At 69.7% G+C, this 15,431-nt stretch carries 12 protein-coding genes and 2 tRNA genes; 5 read left to right on the top strand and 9 right to left on the bottom strand.

All coding sequences use genetic code 11. The features are described from left to right. Positions 1-16: 16 nt before the first annotated feature. Positions 17-1,024: a rod shape-determining protein gene (locus ACFQVC_RS15105; RefSeq protein ID WP_381830896.1), complete on the top strand. Its 1,008-nt coding sequence runs from the start codon at positions 17-19 to the stop codon at positions 1,022-1,024. 170 nt (positions 1,025-1,194) lie between these two features. On the opposite strand, the gene ACFQVC_RS15100 is transcribed toward ACFQVC_RS15105, so the two are convergent. Further along, positions 1,195-2,370: a sensor histidine kinase gene (locus ACFQVC_RS15100; protein WP_381830895.1), complete on the bottom strand. Its 1,176-nt coding sequence runs from the start codon at positions 2,368-2,370 to the stop codon at positions 1,195-1,197. A 173-nt stretch (positions 2,371-2,543) separates the two neighbouring features. Between ACFQVC_RS15100 and ACFQVC_RS15095 the strand changes: the two genes are divergently transcribed. Together ACFQVC_RS15095 and ACFQVC_RS15090 are read left to right on the top strand one after the other, a co-directional pair. Further along, entirely contained in the window at positions 2,544-3,158 is a 615-nt protein-coding gene (locus tag ACFQVC_RS15095; protein WP_381830894.1) for a vitamin K epoxide reductase family protein, read from the top strand. A 50-nt stretch (positions 3,159-3,208) separates the two neighbouring features. Then, positions 3,209-3,829 (top strand): hypothetical protein, encoded by a 621-nt coding sequence (locus tag ACFQVC_RS15090; RefSeq protein ID WP_381830893.1) that lies wholly within the window; start codon positions 3,209-3,211, stop codon positions 3,827-3,829. A gap of 135 nt (positions 3,830-3,964) precedes the next feature. Here the strand turns inward: ACFQVC_RS15090 and ACFQVC_RS15085 are convergent, their stop codons facing one another. Further along, positions 3,965-6,592 carry a valine--tRNA ligase gene (locus ACFQVC_RS15085; RefSeq protein ID WP_381830892.1) on the bottom strand — a complete coding sequence of 876 codons (2,628 nt, stop codon included), beginning with the start codon at positions 6,590-6,592 and terminating at the stop codon, positions 3,965-3,967. 135 nt (positions 6,593-6,727) lie between these two features. On the opposite strand from ACFQVC_RS15085, the gene ACFQVC_RS15080 reads away from it, so the two are divergent. After that, positions 6,728-7,687 carry a hypothetical protein gene (locus tag ACFQVC_RS15080; RefSeq protein ID WP_381830891.1) on the top strand — a complete coding sequence of 320 codons (960 nt, stop codon included), beginning with the start codon at positions 6,728-6,730 and terminating at the stop codon, positions 7,685-7,687. Between the two features lie 56 nt (positions 7,688-7,743). On the opposite strand, the gene ACFQVC_RS15075 is transcribed toward ACFQVC_RS15080, so the two are convergent. The 6 genes from ACFQVC_RS15075 to ACFQVC_RS15050 all read right to left on the bottom strand — a co-directional run bounded on the left by ACFQVC_RS15075 (position 7,744) and on the right by ACFQVC_RS15050 (position 12,962). Further along, the gene (locus ACFQVC_RS15075; protein ID WP_381830890.1) at positions 7,744-8,010 is read right to left on the bottom strand and encodes a hypothetical protein; all 267 of its coding nucleotides are present in this window, start codon (positions 8,008-8,010) and stop codon (positions 7,744-7,746) included. A 184-nt stretch (positions 8,011-8,194) separates the two neighbouring features. After that, a complete protein-coding gene (clpX, locus tag ACFQVC_RS15070) occupies positions 8,195-9,478 on the bottom strand; it encodes an ATP-dependent Clp protease ATP-binding subunit ClpX (protein ID WP_381830889.1) in 1,284 nt (427 codons plus the stop codon). A gap of 155 nt (positions 9,479-9,633) precedes the next feature. Continuing rightward, entirely contained in the window at positions 9,634-10,329 is a 696-nt protein-coding gene (locus ACFQVC_RS15065) for an ATP-dependent Clp protease proteolytic subunit (RefSeq protein ID WP_381830888.1), read from the bottom strand. A 44-nt stretch (positions 10,330-10,373) separates the two neighbouring features. Further along, positions 10,374-10,979 carry an ATP-dependent Clp protease proteolytic subunit gene (locus ACFQVC_RS15060; protein WP_381831059.1) on the bottom strand — a complete coding sequence of 202 codons (606 nt, stop codon included), beginning with the start codon at positions 10,977-10,979 and terminating at the stop codon, positions 10,374-10,376. A gap of 288 nt (positions 10,980-11,267) precedes the next feature. After that, positions 11,268-12,665 carry a trigger factor gene (gene tig / locus ACFQVC_RS15055; RefSeq protein ID WP_381830887.1) on the bottom strand — a complete coding sequence of 466 codons (1,398 nt, stop codon included), beginning with the start codon at positions 12,663-12,665 and terminating at the stop codon, positions 11,268-11,270. Positions 12,666-12,885: 220 nt separating this feature from the next. Continuing rightward, positions 12,886-12,962, bottom strand: a tRNA-Pro gene (locus ACFQVC_RS15050). Between the two features lie 243 nt (positions 12,963-13,205). On the opposite strand from ACFQVC_RS15050, the gene ACFQVC_RS15045 reads away from it, so the two are divergent. Further along, positions 13,206-13,276: transfer RNA gene (locus ACFQVC_RS15045), tRNA-Gly, on the top strand. 43 nt (positions 13,277-13,319) lie between these two features. On the opposite strand, the gene ACFQVC_RS15040 is transcribed toward ACFQVC_RS15045, so the two are convergent. After that, a complete protein-coding gene (locus ACFQVC_RS15040) occupies positions 13,320-15,416 on the bottom strand; it encodes a protein kinase domain-containing protein (protein ID WP_381830886.1) in 2,097 nt (698 codons plus the stop codon). Positions 15,417-15,431 lie beyond the last annotated feature (15 nt).

The following is a 15,431-nucleotide window of genomic DNA, read 5'->3' as shown; positions in this document are numbered from 1 at the left end:
GGCAAACTTGCGGATCATGGACATAGGTATCGACCTCGGCACTGCCAACACCCTGCTCTATGCCCGCGGCCAGGGCATTGTGCTCAATGAGCCGTCCGTCGTCGCCGTCCGCGAAGGCGCCCGCGGAGCCCTCGCCGTCGGCGCGGAGGCCAAGGAGACCATCGGCCGCACTCCCGGGTCGATCACCGCTATCCGCCCCCTCAAGGACGGCGTGATCAGCGACTACGAAGCCGCCGAGGAGATGATCCGGCACTTCGTGCGCAAGGCCGTCCCCGGCCGCCGGCCGCGCACCCGCATGGTCGTCTGCGTGCCGAGCGGGGTCACCCCGGTCGAGCGGCGCGCGATCGTGCACGCCGCCCAGCGCTCCGGCGCCCGCGCGGTCCATCTGATCGAGGAGCCGATGGCCGCCGCGATCGGCGCGGGCCTGCCCGTGGCCGAGCCGCGCGGCTCCATGGTCGTCGACATCGGCGGCGGCACCTCCGAGGTCGCCGTGATCTCCCTCGGCGGGATCGTCACCGCGCAGTCCCTGCGGGTCGGCGGCGACCGTCTGGACGCCGCGATCACCGACTACGTACGCAAGCAGCACGCCCTCCTCATCGGCGAGCGCACCGCCGAGGACATCAAGGTCGCCATCGGCTCGGCCTGGCCGGTGCCGGGCGAGGACGCCTTCGAGATGCGGACGTTCACCGTGCGCGGGCGCGAGAAGGTCGGCGGCCTGCCGAAGACGATCGACCTCACCGTGAAGGAAGTACGGGCCGCGCTCGACGAGCCGATCGAGGCGATCATCGCCGCTGTGAAGACCACCCTGGAGGAGTGCCCGCCCGAGCTCTCCGGCGACGTCATGGAGCACGGCATCGTGATCACGGGCGGCGGTGCGCTGCTGCCCGGGCTCGATCTGCGGATGGCGGCGGCGACGGGCATCCCGGTGGTCGTGGCGGAGAACCCGCTGGACTCCGTGGCCCTGGGGTGCGGCAAGTGCGTCGAGGACTTCGACTCGCTGCAGCGGCTGATGTCGGCGGCGTAGCGGCGTAGCGGCGTAGCGGCGTAGCGGCGTAGCGGCGTAGCGGTACTTCGTGCCGCCGTTGCCGCGGTCCGGTCCCTCATACGCCGCGCAGTCCGGCCCTTCGCATGCCGCGGGGGCCGGGCTTCCCCATGCCGGAGGGGCGACCTTTCACATGCCGCAGAGGCCGGGCTTCATACGCCGGAGGGGGCGATCTTTCCGGCCGGCAGCTCGGCGACCACTTCGTACATCCCCTCGGCACGGCCGGCCGCGAAGGTCCCGCCCACGCTGCGCACCCGCTCCGCCATTCCCGCCGTCCCGGTGCCCGCGGACACCGGTGCCCGCGACGGGGCCGACTCGGGCAGGGCGTTGGTGACCGTGATGCGGGCCTGCTGTTCGGCGAGCTCGATACGGACCCCGACCGGCTCCCCCGGCGCGTGCTTGGCCGCGTTGGTCAGACACTCCTGGACGACGCGGTAGACGGCCGCCTGGCGCAGCGGCGACAGTCCGTAGGCGGCCTCGTCGACCGCCAACTCGACCGCGCTGCCCGCCCGTTCGCTCTGCTCGGCGAGATCGGGCAGGGCGTCGAGGCCCGGCGTCGGGGCACCGTCGGCGCCACGCTGCACGATGATCTCGTTGAGGACCCGGTGCGCCCTGCGGGCGGTCTCGGAGAGCTCCTCGAAGTCCGTCTCGTACGGCTCGCCGCGCGCCCGGCGCGCCAGGACCTCGGAGCGCACCGTCAGCAGGGTCAGCTCGCGCCCCACGAAGTCGTGCACGTCGCCCGCGACCCGGGCCCGTTCGGCGTGCACCGCTTCCAGGACCGAGGTCTGGGCCCGCTGCTTCTCCAGGGCCCGCACCAGGTCCTGCCGGTTGGCGGCGATGCCCACTCCGGCGGCGAGCGCCCCGATCGGCACGACCAGGGAGAAGAACTCCGGCAGGGTGTCGCCGCGCGTGACCGGCCAGCCGGGCAGGTTGAACAGCGCGTAGGCGACGGCCACATAGAGCACGGCGGCCCCCACACCGGCCCGCCTGCCGCGGTAGCGGCCGAGGGAGTACAGCGCGAACTGCACCAGGGTCAGCTCGTGCAGCCACCACAGGAAGCCGATCCCCACGAGATACGTCACCCATGGCGCCCGGCGGCGCAGGAGCAGCGACGCCGAGCCCGCGGTCAGGACGAGCCCGGCCTGCAGATGGCCGTCGAGGGAGTTGTCCGCCGCGGCAAGGCCCGGTATGTCCAGGGCCATCAGGCCGAGACAGCTGAGCGCGGTGAGTACGTCGAGCGCACGCGGACAGCCCGCCAGGCGCCGCGCGAGGCGACGGCCCCAGGCCGACAGCCTGCTGAGCGCCCCGGAGGCGGACCTTACGTGCATGTCTTCCATCATCCGGGGTCTTTTGGCCCGATCCGGCGGACTTCCGTCCTGATTTACGTGATTTACGGCACCCTGTTTCGGCTGTCTTCGGCCGAAAGTACGGACCGGTCGAGGACTTTCCCGGGACCATCGCGCCTTCCTGCAAGAGCCCAGGTCAGGCGAGGCTTGACGGTATGCCCGAGAGCGACTGCGAGATCCACCGCGCGCGCCGGCCCGCCCTGGGCGCCGGCCGCCCCCTGAGCCTGCTGCTGCTGATCGGGGGCGTGCTCGGCACGCTGGCCTCGACCGTGCTCACGTACGACCGCATCGAGAGCCTCGCGAATCCCGCCTTCGCCCCCGGCTGCAACATCAACTCGGTGCTCAGCTGCGGCGACGTCATGGAGACCTGGCAGGGCAGTCTCCTGGGCTTCCCGAACATGCTCATCGGCATCCCCGCCTTCGCCGCCCTGGCCGCGCTCGGCCTCGCGCTGCTCGTCGGGGCGGGCTTCCCGCGCTGGCTGTGGCTCGGCCTCCAGGCCGGGGTGACGGGCGCGTTCGTCTTCGTCGTCTGGCTGATCGGACAGTGTCTGTACGTCATCGGGGCGCTGTGCCCGTGGTGCATGCTCGTGTGGGCCGTGGTGCTCCCGCTGTTCTGGTACGTGAGCGTGCACTGTCTGCGCAGCGGCGTACTGCCCGCCCCCGAACGCCTGGTGCGCGCCCTGCGGACGTATGCCTGGGCGGGGCCCGTCATCCTCTACGGCACCGTTCTGGTGCTCGTACTGACCCGTTTCGGCGACCGGTTGCTGTAGCCACGGCGCGGTTTGCCCGGCCCGGTGCGCGCCGGGGGTGCAATCGGTGCATGTGGTACGCCCAGAACTCCGGCCGCAGAACGCGGCAGATGATCGGCGACGGCGCGGTCCTGCTGTGGACCGCCCTGTGGGCCGCGGTCGCGATGATCGCGTATCGGCTCGTCCAGATGCTCTCCCGCCCCGCCGAGGATGTGGAGACGGCGGGACGCAGCTTCAGCTCGGGCCTCACCAACGCCGGCACGACCGCCGCCAGAGTGCCTCTGGTGGGCGGCAAGCTGGATGCGGCGCTGCGCAATGTGGCGGGCGCGGGCGACAAGCTCGCCTCCGCGGGGGACGGCGGGCAGACCGCCGTGGACGCCCTCGCCGCGATCGGCGCGGTCGGTCTCTTCGCGCTGCCCGTCGGTCTCGTCCTGGCCCTGTGGCTGCCGCGCCGGCTGCGCTGGGCCCGCCAGGCGGCGGCCGCGCAGGAGCTCGCGGAATCGGAGGACGGCCGTGAGCTGCTCGCGCTGCGCTCTTTGCTGCGTCCCCTCGACGAAGTGGCCCGCACGGCCTCGTTCCTGCCGGACGCGAGCCCGGGAAGCCTGGCGGAGGGCTGGCGGAACGGAGAACCGGAAACCCTGGACGCCCTGGCGGAGGCGGAGTTGGTACGGCTGGGGCTACGGGCGGGCTGAACACTCTCTTTCGGCTGGAAGTCCGGAAGTGCGGACGTGAGGGCCGGAAGTGCGGACGGGAAGGCCGGAAGTGCGGACGGGAAGGCCCCGGGACCCTGTGGTCCCGGGGCCTTCACTCATATACGGCTATACGGCTCACGCGGCCGGCAGGGCGTCCAGCTGTCCCTTGATCCGCTCGATGTCCGCCTCCGCCTTCGAGAGCCGGCCACGGATCTTGTCCACCACGTGGTCGGGGGCCTTGGCCAGGAAGGCCTCGTTGCCGAGCTTCCCGTTGGCCGCCGCGATCTCCTTCTCCGCCGCCGCGAGGTCCTTCGTCAGACGCTTGCGCTCCGCGGCGACATCGATCGTGCCGGACAGGTCGAGCGCGACCGTCGCGCCCGACACCGGCAGCGTGGCGGTGGCCGCGAAGCCCTCGCCCTCCGGCTGCAGACGCAGGAGCTGACGGATGGCGGCCTCGTGCGGGGCGAGCGTCGTGCCGTCGAGGACCAGGCGGGCCGGGACCTTCTGGCCGGGCTGCAGGCCCTGGTCGGAACGGAACCGGCGGACCTCGGTGATCACCTGCTGCAGGGTCTCGATCTCGCGCTCGGCGGACGCGTCCCGGAAGCCCGAGTCGGCCGGCCACTCGGCGATGACCAGCGACTCGCTGCCGGTGAGCGTGGTCCACAGGGTCTCCGTGACGAACGGGACGACCGGGTGGAGCAGCTTGAGAGTGACATCGAGGACCTCGCCGAGGACCCGCTTGGTGTCCTCTGCGGCCTGCCCGCCCTCCTGGAAGGTGGTCTTCGTCAACTCGACGTACCAGTCGAAGACTTCGTCCCAGGCGAAGTGGAACAGCGTGTCCGAGAGCTTCGCGAACTGGTAGTCCTCGTAGTACGCGTCCACCTCGGCGACGACCGCGTTCAGGCGGGACAGGATCCAGCGGTCGGTGGCCGACAGGCGCTCGGCGGGCGGGAGTTCGCCCTCGACCGTGGCGCCGTTCATGAGCGCGAAGCGGGTCGCGTTCCAGATCTTGTTGGCGAAGTTGCGGGAGCCCTGGACCCAGTCCTCGCCGATCGGGACGTCGGTGCCGGGGTTGGCGCCGCGGGCCAGGGTGAAGCGGAGCGCGTCGGAGCCGTACTTGTCCATCCAGTCCAGCGGGTTGACCGCGTTCCCGAAGGACTTCGACATCTTCTTGCCGAACTGGTCGCGGACCATGCCGTGCAGGGCGATGGTGTGGAACGGCGGGGTGCCGTCCATCGCGTACAGGCCGAACATCATCATCCGGGCGACCCAGAAGAAGAGGATGTCGTAGCCGGTGACCAGGACGGAGTTCGGATAGAACTTCGCGAGGCTCTCGGTCTGCTCGGGCCAGCCGAGGGTGGAGAACGGCCACAGGCCGGAGGAGAACCAGGTGTCGAGGACATCGGTGTCCTGCGTCCAGCCCTCGCCGCCCGGCGGCTCCTCGTCGGGACCGACGCAGACGACTTCGCCGTTCGGGCCGTACCAGACGGGGATGCGGTGGCCCCACCACAACTGCCGCGAGATGCACCAGTCGTGGAGGTTGTCGACCCAGTCGAAGTAGCGCTTCTCCATCTCCTGCGGGTGGATCTTGACCTTGCCGTCGCGGACCGCGTCACCGGCGGCCTTGGCGAGCGGGCCGACCTTGACCCACCACTGCATGGACAGACGCGGCTCGATCGTCGTCTTGCAGCGCGAGCAGTGGCCGACGGAGTGGGTGTACGGCCGCTTCTCGGCGACGATCCGGCCCTCGGCGCGCAGCGCGGCGACGATCGCGGAGCGGGCCTCCAGGCGGTCCTGGCCCTGGAAGGGGCCGGCGACGGTGATGACGGCGTGCTCGTCCATCACGGCGATGGACGGCAGGTTGTGCCGCTGGCCGATCTCGAAGTCGTTCGGGTCGTGGGCCGGGGTGACCTTGACGGCACCGGTGCCGAACTCCGGGTCGACGTGCGCGTCCGCGACGACGGGAATGGAGCGGTCGGTCAGCGGCAGCTTGATCTGCTTGCCGATGAGGTGTGCGTACCGCTCGTCGTCGGGGTGAACGGCGACGGCGGTGTCACCGAGCATGGTCTCGGCGCGGGTGGTGGCGACGACGAGCGTCTCGTCCCCCTCGCCGTACTTGATGGAGACCAGCTCGCCGTCGTCGTCCTGGTACTCGACCTCGATGTCCGAGATCGCGGTCAGGCACCGCGGGCACCAGTTGATGATCCGCTCGGCGCGGTAGATGAGTTCGTCGTCGTAGAGCCGCTTGAAGATGGTCTGGACGGCCTGGGAGAGGCCCTCGTCCATGGTGAACCGCTCACGCGACCAGTCGACGCCGTCGCCGAGGCGGCGCATCTGCCCGGAGATCTGGCCGCCGGACTCGCCCTTCCACTGCCAGACGCGCTCGACGAACTTCTCCCGGCCGAGGTCGTGGCGCGACTTGCCTTCCTTGCCGAGCTCGCGCTCGACGACGTTCTGGGTGGCGATGCCGGCGTGGTCCATGCCGGGCTGCCACAGCGTCTCGTAGCCCTGCATGCGCTTGCGGCGGGTGAGGGCGTCGATCAGCGTGTGCTCGAAGGCGTGGCCCAGGTGGAGCGAGCCCGTGACGTTCGGCGGCGGGATGACGACGGTGAACGGCGGCTTGTCGCTCTTCGCGTCGGCGGCGAAGTAACCGCGGTCTACCCAGCGCTCGTACAGCGGCCCCTCTACCTCGGCCGGAGCGTAGGTCTTCGGCAGTTCGGGCTCGGGGACGCTGCTTTGCTGCTGCTGAGTGTTCTCGGTCACGACGCACAGTTTAGGGCCGTCACGGTCCTGTACCGAAACCAGATTCGTTGGTAACGGTGTGACCCCCGACGCCCCACGGTGCGGCGCCTTCCGTCAGGATGTTCGGAACGCATAAGCACTGGAGGGGACAGAGGAATGAGCTACAACCAGCCGGGCCCGTACGGCGGTCAGCCCCAGCAGCCCGGACCGTACGGTCAGCCGGGGCAGCCGCAGCAGCCGGGCCCCTACGGCCAGCAGCCCCAGGCCCCCCAGCAGCCCGGCTACGGCTACCCGCAGCAGGCCCCCCAGGGCGTCCCGCAGCAGGGTGGCTACCCGGGCCAGCAGCCGTACGGCGCCCCGCAGCAGCCGGGCCCCTACGGCCAGCAGCCCCAGGCCCCCTACGGCCAGGTCCCGCCCCCGCCGCCGGGCGGAGGCGGCGGCGGGAAGAAGGCCGGCATCATCATCGGCGCCGTGGTGGCCCTCGCGGTGATCGCGGGCGGTGTGTGGTTCCTGGTGGGCGATGGTGGGGGCGGCGGCACGGTTGCCGACGACGGCAAGACGTACAAGCTGACGACGCCCGCGTCGGTCATCGGCGGCGAGTACAAGAAGAAGTCCGGCAGCGATGGCGCCGGGGGCAGCAGCGATGTCGCCGAAGCCGAGAAGTGGGGCATGAAGAATGCCAAGGACGTCAGCGCGCAGTACCAGACGGGCAGCGCGAGTGACCCGCTGAAGCAGAAGGTGCTCCAGTTCGGCGGCGCCTACGGCGAGGTGGACGACCCCGAGGCCATGGTGGACGCCGCGTTCGCCAACATGAAGAAGGAAGCCGACAAGGAGCCGGAGGAGGGTGAACTGCTCGGCAGCCCCGAGTCGTTCGAGCCCGACGGCTTCGAGAACGGCATCCTGAAGTGCCAGGCAGCCAAGTTCAAGGGTGGCGCCGCCAGCGGTGCCCCGAAGGGCCTCGAGATGCCCATCTGCATGTGGGCCGACAACAGCACCTTCGGCCTTGTGATCGCCAACGATGCCGCAGCCATGATGCAGGGCAAGGGCGTGCCGGTCGAGGACGCCGCCGACCTCACCGCCAAGCTGCGCAACGACGTCCGCGTCGAGACGAAGTAAAACAGCCCCAACGAGAACAGGAGGGCCCGGTCGATCGCGACCGGGCCCTCTCGCTGTTACCGCTGCGACCAGTTACAGGCCCGCGTCGAGTGAGCGCTGGAGACGCCAATGGTCACCAGGCGCGCATCGCAGCCCATCCAGTTGACCGGCCCACCTTGGCTGCCCACCCTGCAGGCGCCCTTGGCCTTGGAACCGACCACGTATCCCGCCCCCTTCAGGTACTGGGCACAATCCATCTGATCCGCCTGCGCCGGCGCCGCCGCAACCACCGGCACCACCCCCGCCGCAGCCGTCACACCCACCGCAGCCAGCAGCCGCTTCACTTTCAAGCTCACTTGCCCCCAGGTGTCTCACGGGCCCCACAAGGCGCCCTGGTCACACACCAGTCGAGCACTTCGCATACCGAAGATCCACGGACCGCGAGGTAACTGGCGCGAACAAAGCGGGACCCGACCAGCTCTGGTCGGGTCCCGCTCTTCACCTACGAGCAACGGCCGAGCAACGGCGCTACGCGCTCTTCTCGTGCCGTCCGTCGTTCTTCACGATCCGGGGCACCAGCGTCGGGTTGACGTTGGAGTGGACGACGTCCGCCGTGATGACGACGCGGGCCACGTCCTTGCGGGACGGGACCTCGTACATCACCGACATCAGGACCTCTTCCATGATCGCCCGCAGTCCGCGTGCGCCGGTCTGGCGGAGGATCGCCTGGTCCGCGATGGCCTCGAGCGCCTCGCGCTCGAAGTCCAGCTCCACGCCGTCGAGTTCGAAGAGACGCTCGTACTGCTTCACCAGCGCGTTGCGCGGCTCGACCAGGATCTGGAGCAGGGCCTCGCGGTCGAGGTTGTGGACCGAGGTGATGACGGGCAGGCGGCCGATGAACTCCGGGATCATCCCGAACTTCACCAGGTCCTCCGGCATGACGTCCTCGAACTGGTCCTTCTCCTCCAGCTCCCGCTTGGAGTGGATCGTCGCGCCGAAGCCGATGCCCTTCGCACCCGCACGGCCCTCGATGATCTTCTCCAGGCCGGCGAAGGCGCCGCCGACGATGAAGAGGACGTTCGTGGTGTCGATCTGGATGAACTCCTGGTGCGGGTGCTTGCGCCCGCCCTGCGGGGGCACCGAGGCCGTGGTGCCCTCAAGGATCTTGAGGAGGGCCTGCTGGACGCCTTCGCCCGATACATCGCGGGTGATCGACGGGTTCTCGCTCTTGCGGGCGACCTTGTCGATCTCGTCGATGTAGATGATGCCGGTCTCGGCCTTCTTGACGTCGTAGTCCGCGGCCTGGATCAGCTTCAGGAGGATGTTCTCGACGTCCTCGCCGACATAGCCCGCTTCCGTGAGCGCCGTCGCGTCGGCGATGGCGAACGGGACGTTCAGCATCCGGGCGAGCGTCTGCGCGAGGAGCGTCTTGCCGGAGCCCGTGGGACCGAGCAGGAGGATGTTGGACTTCGCCAACTCGATGGCGTCCTCGCGCCCTTGGGCCCCGCCGTTCTCTCCGGCCTGAACCCGCTTGTAGTGGTTGTACACCGCGACCGAGAGCGCCTTCTTGGCCGCTTCCTGACCTACGACGTAACCCTCGAGGAACTCGTAGATCTCGCGAGGCTTGGGGAGTTCCTCCCACCGGACCTCACTGGTCTCCGCGAGCTCTTCCTCGATGATCTCGTTACAGAGGTCGATGCACTCGTCGCAGATGTACACACCGGGGCCTGCGATGAGCTTCTTGACCTGCTTCTGGCTCTTTCCGCAGAACGAGCACTTGAGCAGATCGCCGCCGTCACCGATGCGTGCCACGAGGTGCTTCCCCTTCGCCTGGGAGACGCCCGTACAGGCGGCTCCTGGTGCCTCATATCCGACGGTACCTTGCCGGGCCCCCCGTTCGGGCCCCCCTTGGCGCGGTTCGCTTGCACGCGCTCCGCGCCAAGAGGAGGCAGATACTGCTTGCTCGGTCAGGCGGCCGACGCGTTGTTCATCTTCCGGGTGGAGATGATCTGGTCGATCAGGCCGTAGGACAGCGCGTCCTCGGCGGTGAGGATCTTGTCGCGCTCGATGTCGTCGCGGATCTTCTCGATCGGCGTCGTGGAGTGCTTGGCCAGCATCTCCTCCAGCTGCGAACGCATCCGGAGGATCTCGTTGGCGGCGATCTCCAGGTCGGAGACCTGACCGCGGCCGGTCTCGCTGTACGGCTGGTGGATCAGCACACGGGCGTTCGGGAGCGCCATGCGCTTGCCCGGGGTGCCGGCGGCGAGCAGGACCGCGGCGGCCGAGGCCGCCTGGCCCATGCAGACCGTCTGCACATCGGGCTTCACGAACTGCATCGTGTCGTAGATGGCGGTCAGCGCCGTGAAGGAGCCGCCCGGGCTGTTGATGTAGACCGAGATGTCACGGTCAGGGTCCATCGACTCCAGGCACAGGAGCTGCGCCATGACGTCGTTGGCGGAGGCGTCGTCGATCTGCACGCCGAGGAAGATCACGCGCTCCTCGAAGAGCTTCGCGTACGGGTCGTACTCACGCACGCCCTGCGAAGTGCGCTCGACGAAGCGCGGGATGACATAGCGGGACTCGGCGCTCGGGCCGGTGTACTGACCGGTGGCCTGCTCGGTGCTCAGCCGGTCGTAGAGGCCGCTGCCGGGGAAGTCGTTCACTGGGGTCTCCTGAAGGGGGCTGGGGTCGACTGGGGCTGAAGGGCTCAGGCCCCGGTGCCGCCGCCGCCCGGCATGCCGGCCGCCGTGGGCATGATGTCGTCGATGAGGCCGTACTCCTTGGCCTCCTGCGGGTCGAACCAGCGGTCACGGTCGGAGTCGTGCGTGACCTGCTCGACGGTCTGGCCGGTGTGGAACGCCGTCAGTTCGGCCATCTTCTTCTTGGTGAGCAGCAGCCGCTCGGCGTGGATCTTGATGTCCGACGCGGAGCCCGCGAGGCCCGCGGACGGCTGGTGGATCAGGATCTCGGCGTTCGGCAGGGCGAAGCGCTTGCCGGGGGTGCCCGCGCTGAGCAGGAACTGGCCCATGGAGGCGGCCATGCCCATCGCGATCGTCACCACGTCGTTGTTGATGTACTGCATGGTGTCGTAGATCGCCATGCCGGCCGTGATCGAGCCGCCGGGGCTGTTGATGTAAAGGAAGATGTCCTTGTCCGGGTCGGCGGCAAGGAGCAGCAGCTGCGCGGTGATCTTGTTGGCAATGTCGTCGTCGACCGGCTGACCGAGAAAGATGATCCGCTCGTTGAGCAGCCGGTTGTAGACCTGGTCGCCGAGGCCACCACCGATGGAAGGCTCGCCGGCGGCGGAGGGCATCAGATTCGTCACGTATCCACCTGCTCGTCTTACGACGGCGCCGGGCCGTCTCACGTCTTCTGCTGGGGCCTGGGGCCCCTCGTCGTCCGCCGGTCTCGGCGGTTTCGGGGACTCCCCTGCCCTCGTAGTTATGGACCCTAACGCGCAGGCAGGCGGAGGCCATCCCGGTTCCTTGACTGTTCGCTGTGAGCGCAGGGTCACGGGCCCTTGTCGCGGTACGGCACGAGGGCCCCGGGACGCGGTGCGCGTCCCGGGGCCCTCGTAGCCGGATCAGCTGGAGGCCGTGGCTCAGGCCTCGGTCTTCTCCTCGGCGGCGGCCTCGGTGCCCTCGGCCTCGGCGGCGGAGGCCTCGACCGTCTCGGCGGTCTCGTCCTCGTCGTCGCTGAGGTCGACGACCTCGCCGTTGGTGTCCTTGACCGTGGCGGCCTCGACGACGACCGCGAGGGCCTTGCCGCGGGCGACCTCGCCGACGAGCATCGGCACCTGGCCACCCTCGACGACGGCCTGGGCGAACTGGTCGGGGGACATGCCGGAGGAGGAAGCGCGCCGCATGAGGTGCTCGGTGAGCTCCTCCTGGTTGACGTTCAGCTTCTCCTTGTTGACGAGCTCGTCCAGGACGAACTGCGTCTTGATGCCCTTGACGGCCTGCTCGCGGGTCTCCTCGTCGAACTCCTCGGCCGACTTGCCCTGGATCTCCAGGTACTTGTCGAGGTCGAGGCCCATCTGGCCGAGCTGGTGGTGCTCGAGGTTGTGCTTGCGGGTCTGGACCTCGTCCGCGAGCAGCTTCTCGGGAACCGGAACCTCGACCAGCTCGAGCAGCTTCTCCAGGACGCGCTCCTGGGCCTGCGTGGCCTGGTCGTACTGCTTCATGTTCTCGAGGCGCTTGCGGCTGTCGGCCTTGAGCTCGTCCAGGGTGTCGAACTCGGAGGCCAGCTGCGCGAAGTCGTCGTCCAGCTCGGGCAGTTCGCGCGCGGCGACCTGCGTGACCTTGACGGTGACCTCGGCGTCCTGGCCCTCGGCCGAGCCGCCCTTGAGCTGCGAGGTGAAGGTGGCCTCGCCGCCGGCCTCGAGACCGGTGACGGCCTCGTCGATGCCGTCGAGGAGCTCGCCGGAGCCGATGGTGTACGAGACACCGCTGGCCACGCCGTCCTCGAGGACCTTGCCGTCGACCTTGGCCTCCAGGTCGATGGTCACGACGTCGCCGTCGGCGGCGGCGCGCTCGACCGGGGAGGTGGACGCGAAGCGCTCACGGAGCTGCTCCACGGACTTCTCGAGGTCCTCGTCGGTGACCTCGACCGCGTCGACCTCGACCTCGATGCCGGAGTAGTCCGGGATCTCGATGGCCGGGCGGATGTCGACCTCGGCGGTGAAGTTGAGGGTCTCGTTGTCCTTCAGCTCGGTGATGTCCACCTCGGGCTGGCCCAGGACGTTGAGCTCGGCCTCGTTGACCGCCTCGGTGTAGAACTTCGGAAGCGCGTCATTGACCGCCTCCTCCAGAACCGCACCGCGGCCGAACCGCTGGTCGATGACGCGGGCCGGGATCTTGCCCTTGCGGAACCCCTTCACCGTGACCTGCTGGTTGATCTTCTTGTACGCCGCGTCGAGGCTGTCCTTGAGCTCCTCGAAGGGCACCTCGACAGTGAGCCGAACCCGGGTCGGGTTCAGGGTCTCCACGGCGCTCTTCACGGTTCGGTCTCCTTGATGGCTGACTTCTTGGGTTCTGCTTGGGCCAAGGCTCCGTCGCGTTCAGGCGGCGGAGGGCTTCAGCGGATTTCGTCGCCCGGGAGAACTTCATCAGACGTGAGACACACGGGCGCGCAGCTTGCATAGTAACCGCAGCGGGTACCCGTCCCAAAAGGCGATCTTCAGGGCCGCACTGAGTGAAGGTACGCGGCGAAGGTACTGGTGGTCGGGGTGGCGGGATTTGAACCCACGGCCTTCCGCTCCCAAAGCGGACGCGCTACCAAGCTGCGCCACACCCCGTCGGTGCGACACGTAGGGTACATGCCTGCAGGCAGTGCGGCTCCCGCATTGTTCATGGGGGTATCGCGGGGACTTGACGGGGGCTTCGCGTGGGTCCGGAGGGGAAGCACGGGCCGCCTCGTCGGGACCTTGGCCGAGATGTGCCCGGGGTCTTCGCGGTGCGCGGGGGAATGGGGTGTGCGTCCCACGGGTACGACCCGCTACGATGCTCTTCGTGCCGCGGTCGCGTGACCTGCGGTGCGTGCGGGCGTAGCTCAATGGTAGAGCCCTAGTCTTCCAAACTAGCTACGCGGGTTCGATTCCCGTCGCCCGCTCCGTGGCCTCCGGCCCGGTTCGGTGAGGCGCCTTCGGGTGGTGTCACCGGGCCGGGCCGGAGGTGTTTTTCGTGGGGTCCGCGGAGTAGACGACGTCGTCGCCCTCCGTGGTGCCGTAGAGGACGTCTCCGGTGACCAGCGGGGGGTTCTGGGTGTAGTCGGCGTCGAAGGACTCCCTGGTCCTGGGGGTGCCGTCGGTCCAGCGTTCGGCGCCGGTGGCGGGGTCGAGGGCGGCGAGCCGGCCCGAGACGGAGCCGACGTAGAGCAGGCCCCGCGCGGGAGTGGGGACCGAGGAGACCTCAAGCGGGGTGGCGACGTCCCACAGGATCTTTCCCGTGTTGGCGGAGATGGCCCGCAGCCGGCCGTTGCCGTACGGCTCGTAGAGGCGGTCGCCGCGCAGCCCCAGCTCCCGGTAGTCCTCGCTCCCGGCCTTGGGCAGCTGGGTCCTGCGGGTGTGCAGGGTGTCCGGGTCGACCCGGAGCAGGGTCGTCGTCTCGCCGCCGTCGGTCTCCGTCAGGAGCAGTGCACCCTCGCTCGCGCCCAGCCAGGTCGCTTCCTGCTCGAAGCGGGTCGAGCGCAGAATGCTGCCGTCGTCCGGGTCGATGCTCAGCAGCTGGGACGCCTCCCAGCCCTCCTCGCGGCCGTCGTCGCACAGGAGATAGGCGCGCTGCGCCGCGACGGTGGGTACGCATTCTTTGTTCCGCAGGCCGGCGGGCAGTCGCGCGGTCCACCGGGTCTCGTCCCGGGTCGGGTGGTGCAGGCTGTACGACCTGTGGTCGGCGGAGATGACGAGCACGCCGCGAGGGTGGACGGCGGTGGAGCCCTGGGAGCGGGCCGGGGTGCGCCAGCGGAGTTCGCCGCCGGACTGGTCATAGGCCTCGAGGTAGTACTCCTGGCGCTCGCCGTGGACGTCGTCCCGTACGTCGTAGGCGAGCACCGTGTCCCCGGCGAATCCGCCGATCTTCGCCTCCGTCGCAGCGGCCGCGAGGGGTTTGCTCCATATCGTTCTGCCGGTGGCGGGGTCGAGGCGGGCCACCTGGACGCCGCCGCCGCTCCAGTCGGCGGCGGCACAGAACAGGGCTCGCCCCCGCGCCGCGCAGCCGAGGTCCGTGGACTCCGCGCCACCGCCGGCGGACAGCAGCGGCTTGGTCCACGGCCGCCAGCCCTGCGGGCGGTCCGGGGACGCGGTGCTCTCACCGTCCGCGAGCAGCAGGGTCGCGGTCAGGGCGCAGGCGAGGACGGCCGCGACCGTGCCCAGGATGGCGGTGAGACGGCGCCGGCGGCGGCCGGGGACGACCGTGTCCTGTTCCTGGGCGGCTCTGGGCGGGGGTTCCCGGCCCTCCAGGAGGGCGAGGAGTTCGTCGGGGGTGGCCCGGGTCGCGGGGGTCTTGGCCAGGCAGCGCTTGATGAAGGGGCGCAACTCCCGGGGGACGCCGTCGAGTTCGGGTTCCTTCTGGATGACGCGGACGGCCGTCTCGTAGGGGCTGTCGGCGTCGAAGGGGCCCCGGCCGGTCGCGGCGTGGACGAGGACGGCGCCCAGGGAGAAGACATCGGTCTCGGGGCCGACCTCGCGCGGGTGGCGGAGCTGCTCGGGGGACATGAAGGGCGGGGTGCCGATGACCTTGCCGGTCTGGGTGAGGGCCTCGCCCGAGTGTGGTTCGGCGCTGCGGGAGATACCGAAGTCGATGACCCGGGGGCCGTCTTCGGCCAACATCACGTTGGCCGGTTTGAGGTCCCGGTGCACCACACCCGCGCGATGCAGCTCGCGCAGGGCCTCCACCAGGCCGAACGCCAGCTCACGGAGCCTGGGCACGGGCAGCGGGCCATGGCGGCGGACATATCCGCCGAGGTCCTCGCCCGGAATGTGGAGCGTCGCCATCCAGGGCTGCTCGGCATCCGCGTCCGCGTCCACCACGGGGGCCGTGAAAGCGCCGCTGACCTGGCGGGCGGCGGCCACCTCGCGACGGAAGCGGGTGCGGAACTCGGGGTCGTCGGCATGCTGGGCGTGGACCACTTTGACGGCGAGCGCGCGCCCCGACGGCGTACGGGCCAGATAGACGACGCCCATACCGCCCGAGCCGAGCCGCTCCTCTATGCGGTAGCCGCCGATCCGTTCCGGATCCGATGCGCGCAGCGCCATTCCCCGTGTGCCCCC

Origin of the sequence: Streptomyces monticola (assembly GCF_042665355.1) — a bacterium.
Taxonomy (GTDB): domain Bacteria; phylum Actinomycetota; class Actinomycetes; order Streptomycetales; family Streptomycetaceae; genus Streptomyces; species Streptomyces monticola.
Note: the sequence above shows the minus strand (reverse complement) of the source record. Positions and strands in the feature narration are given on the sequence as shown.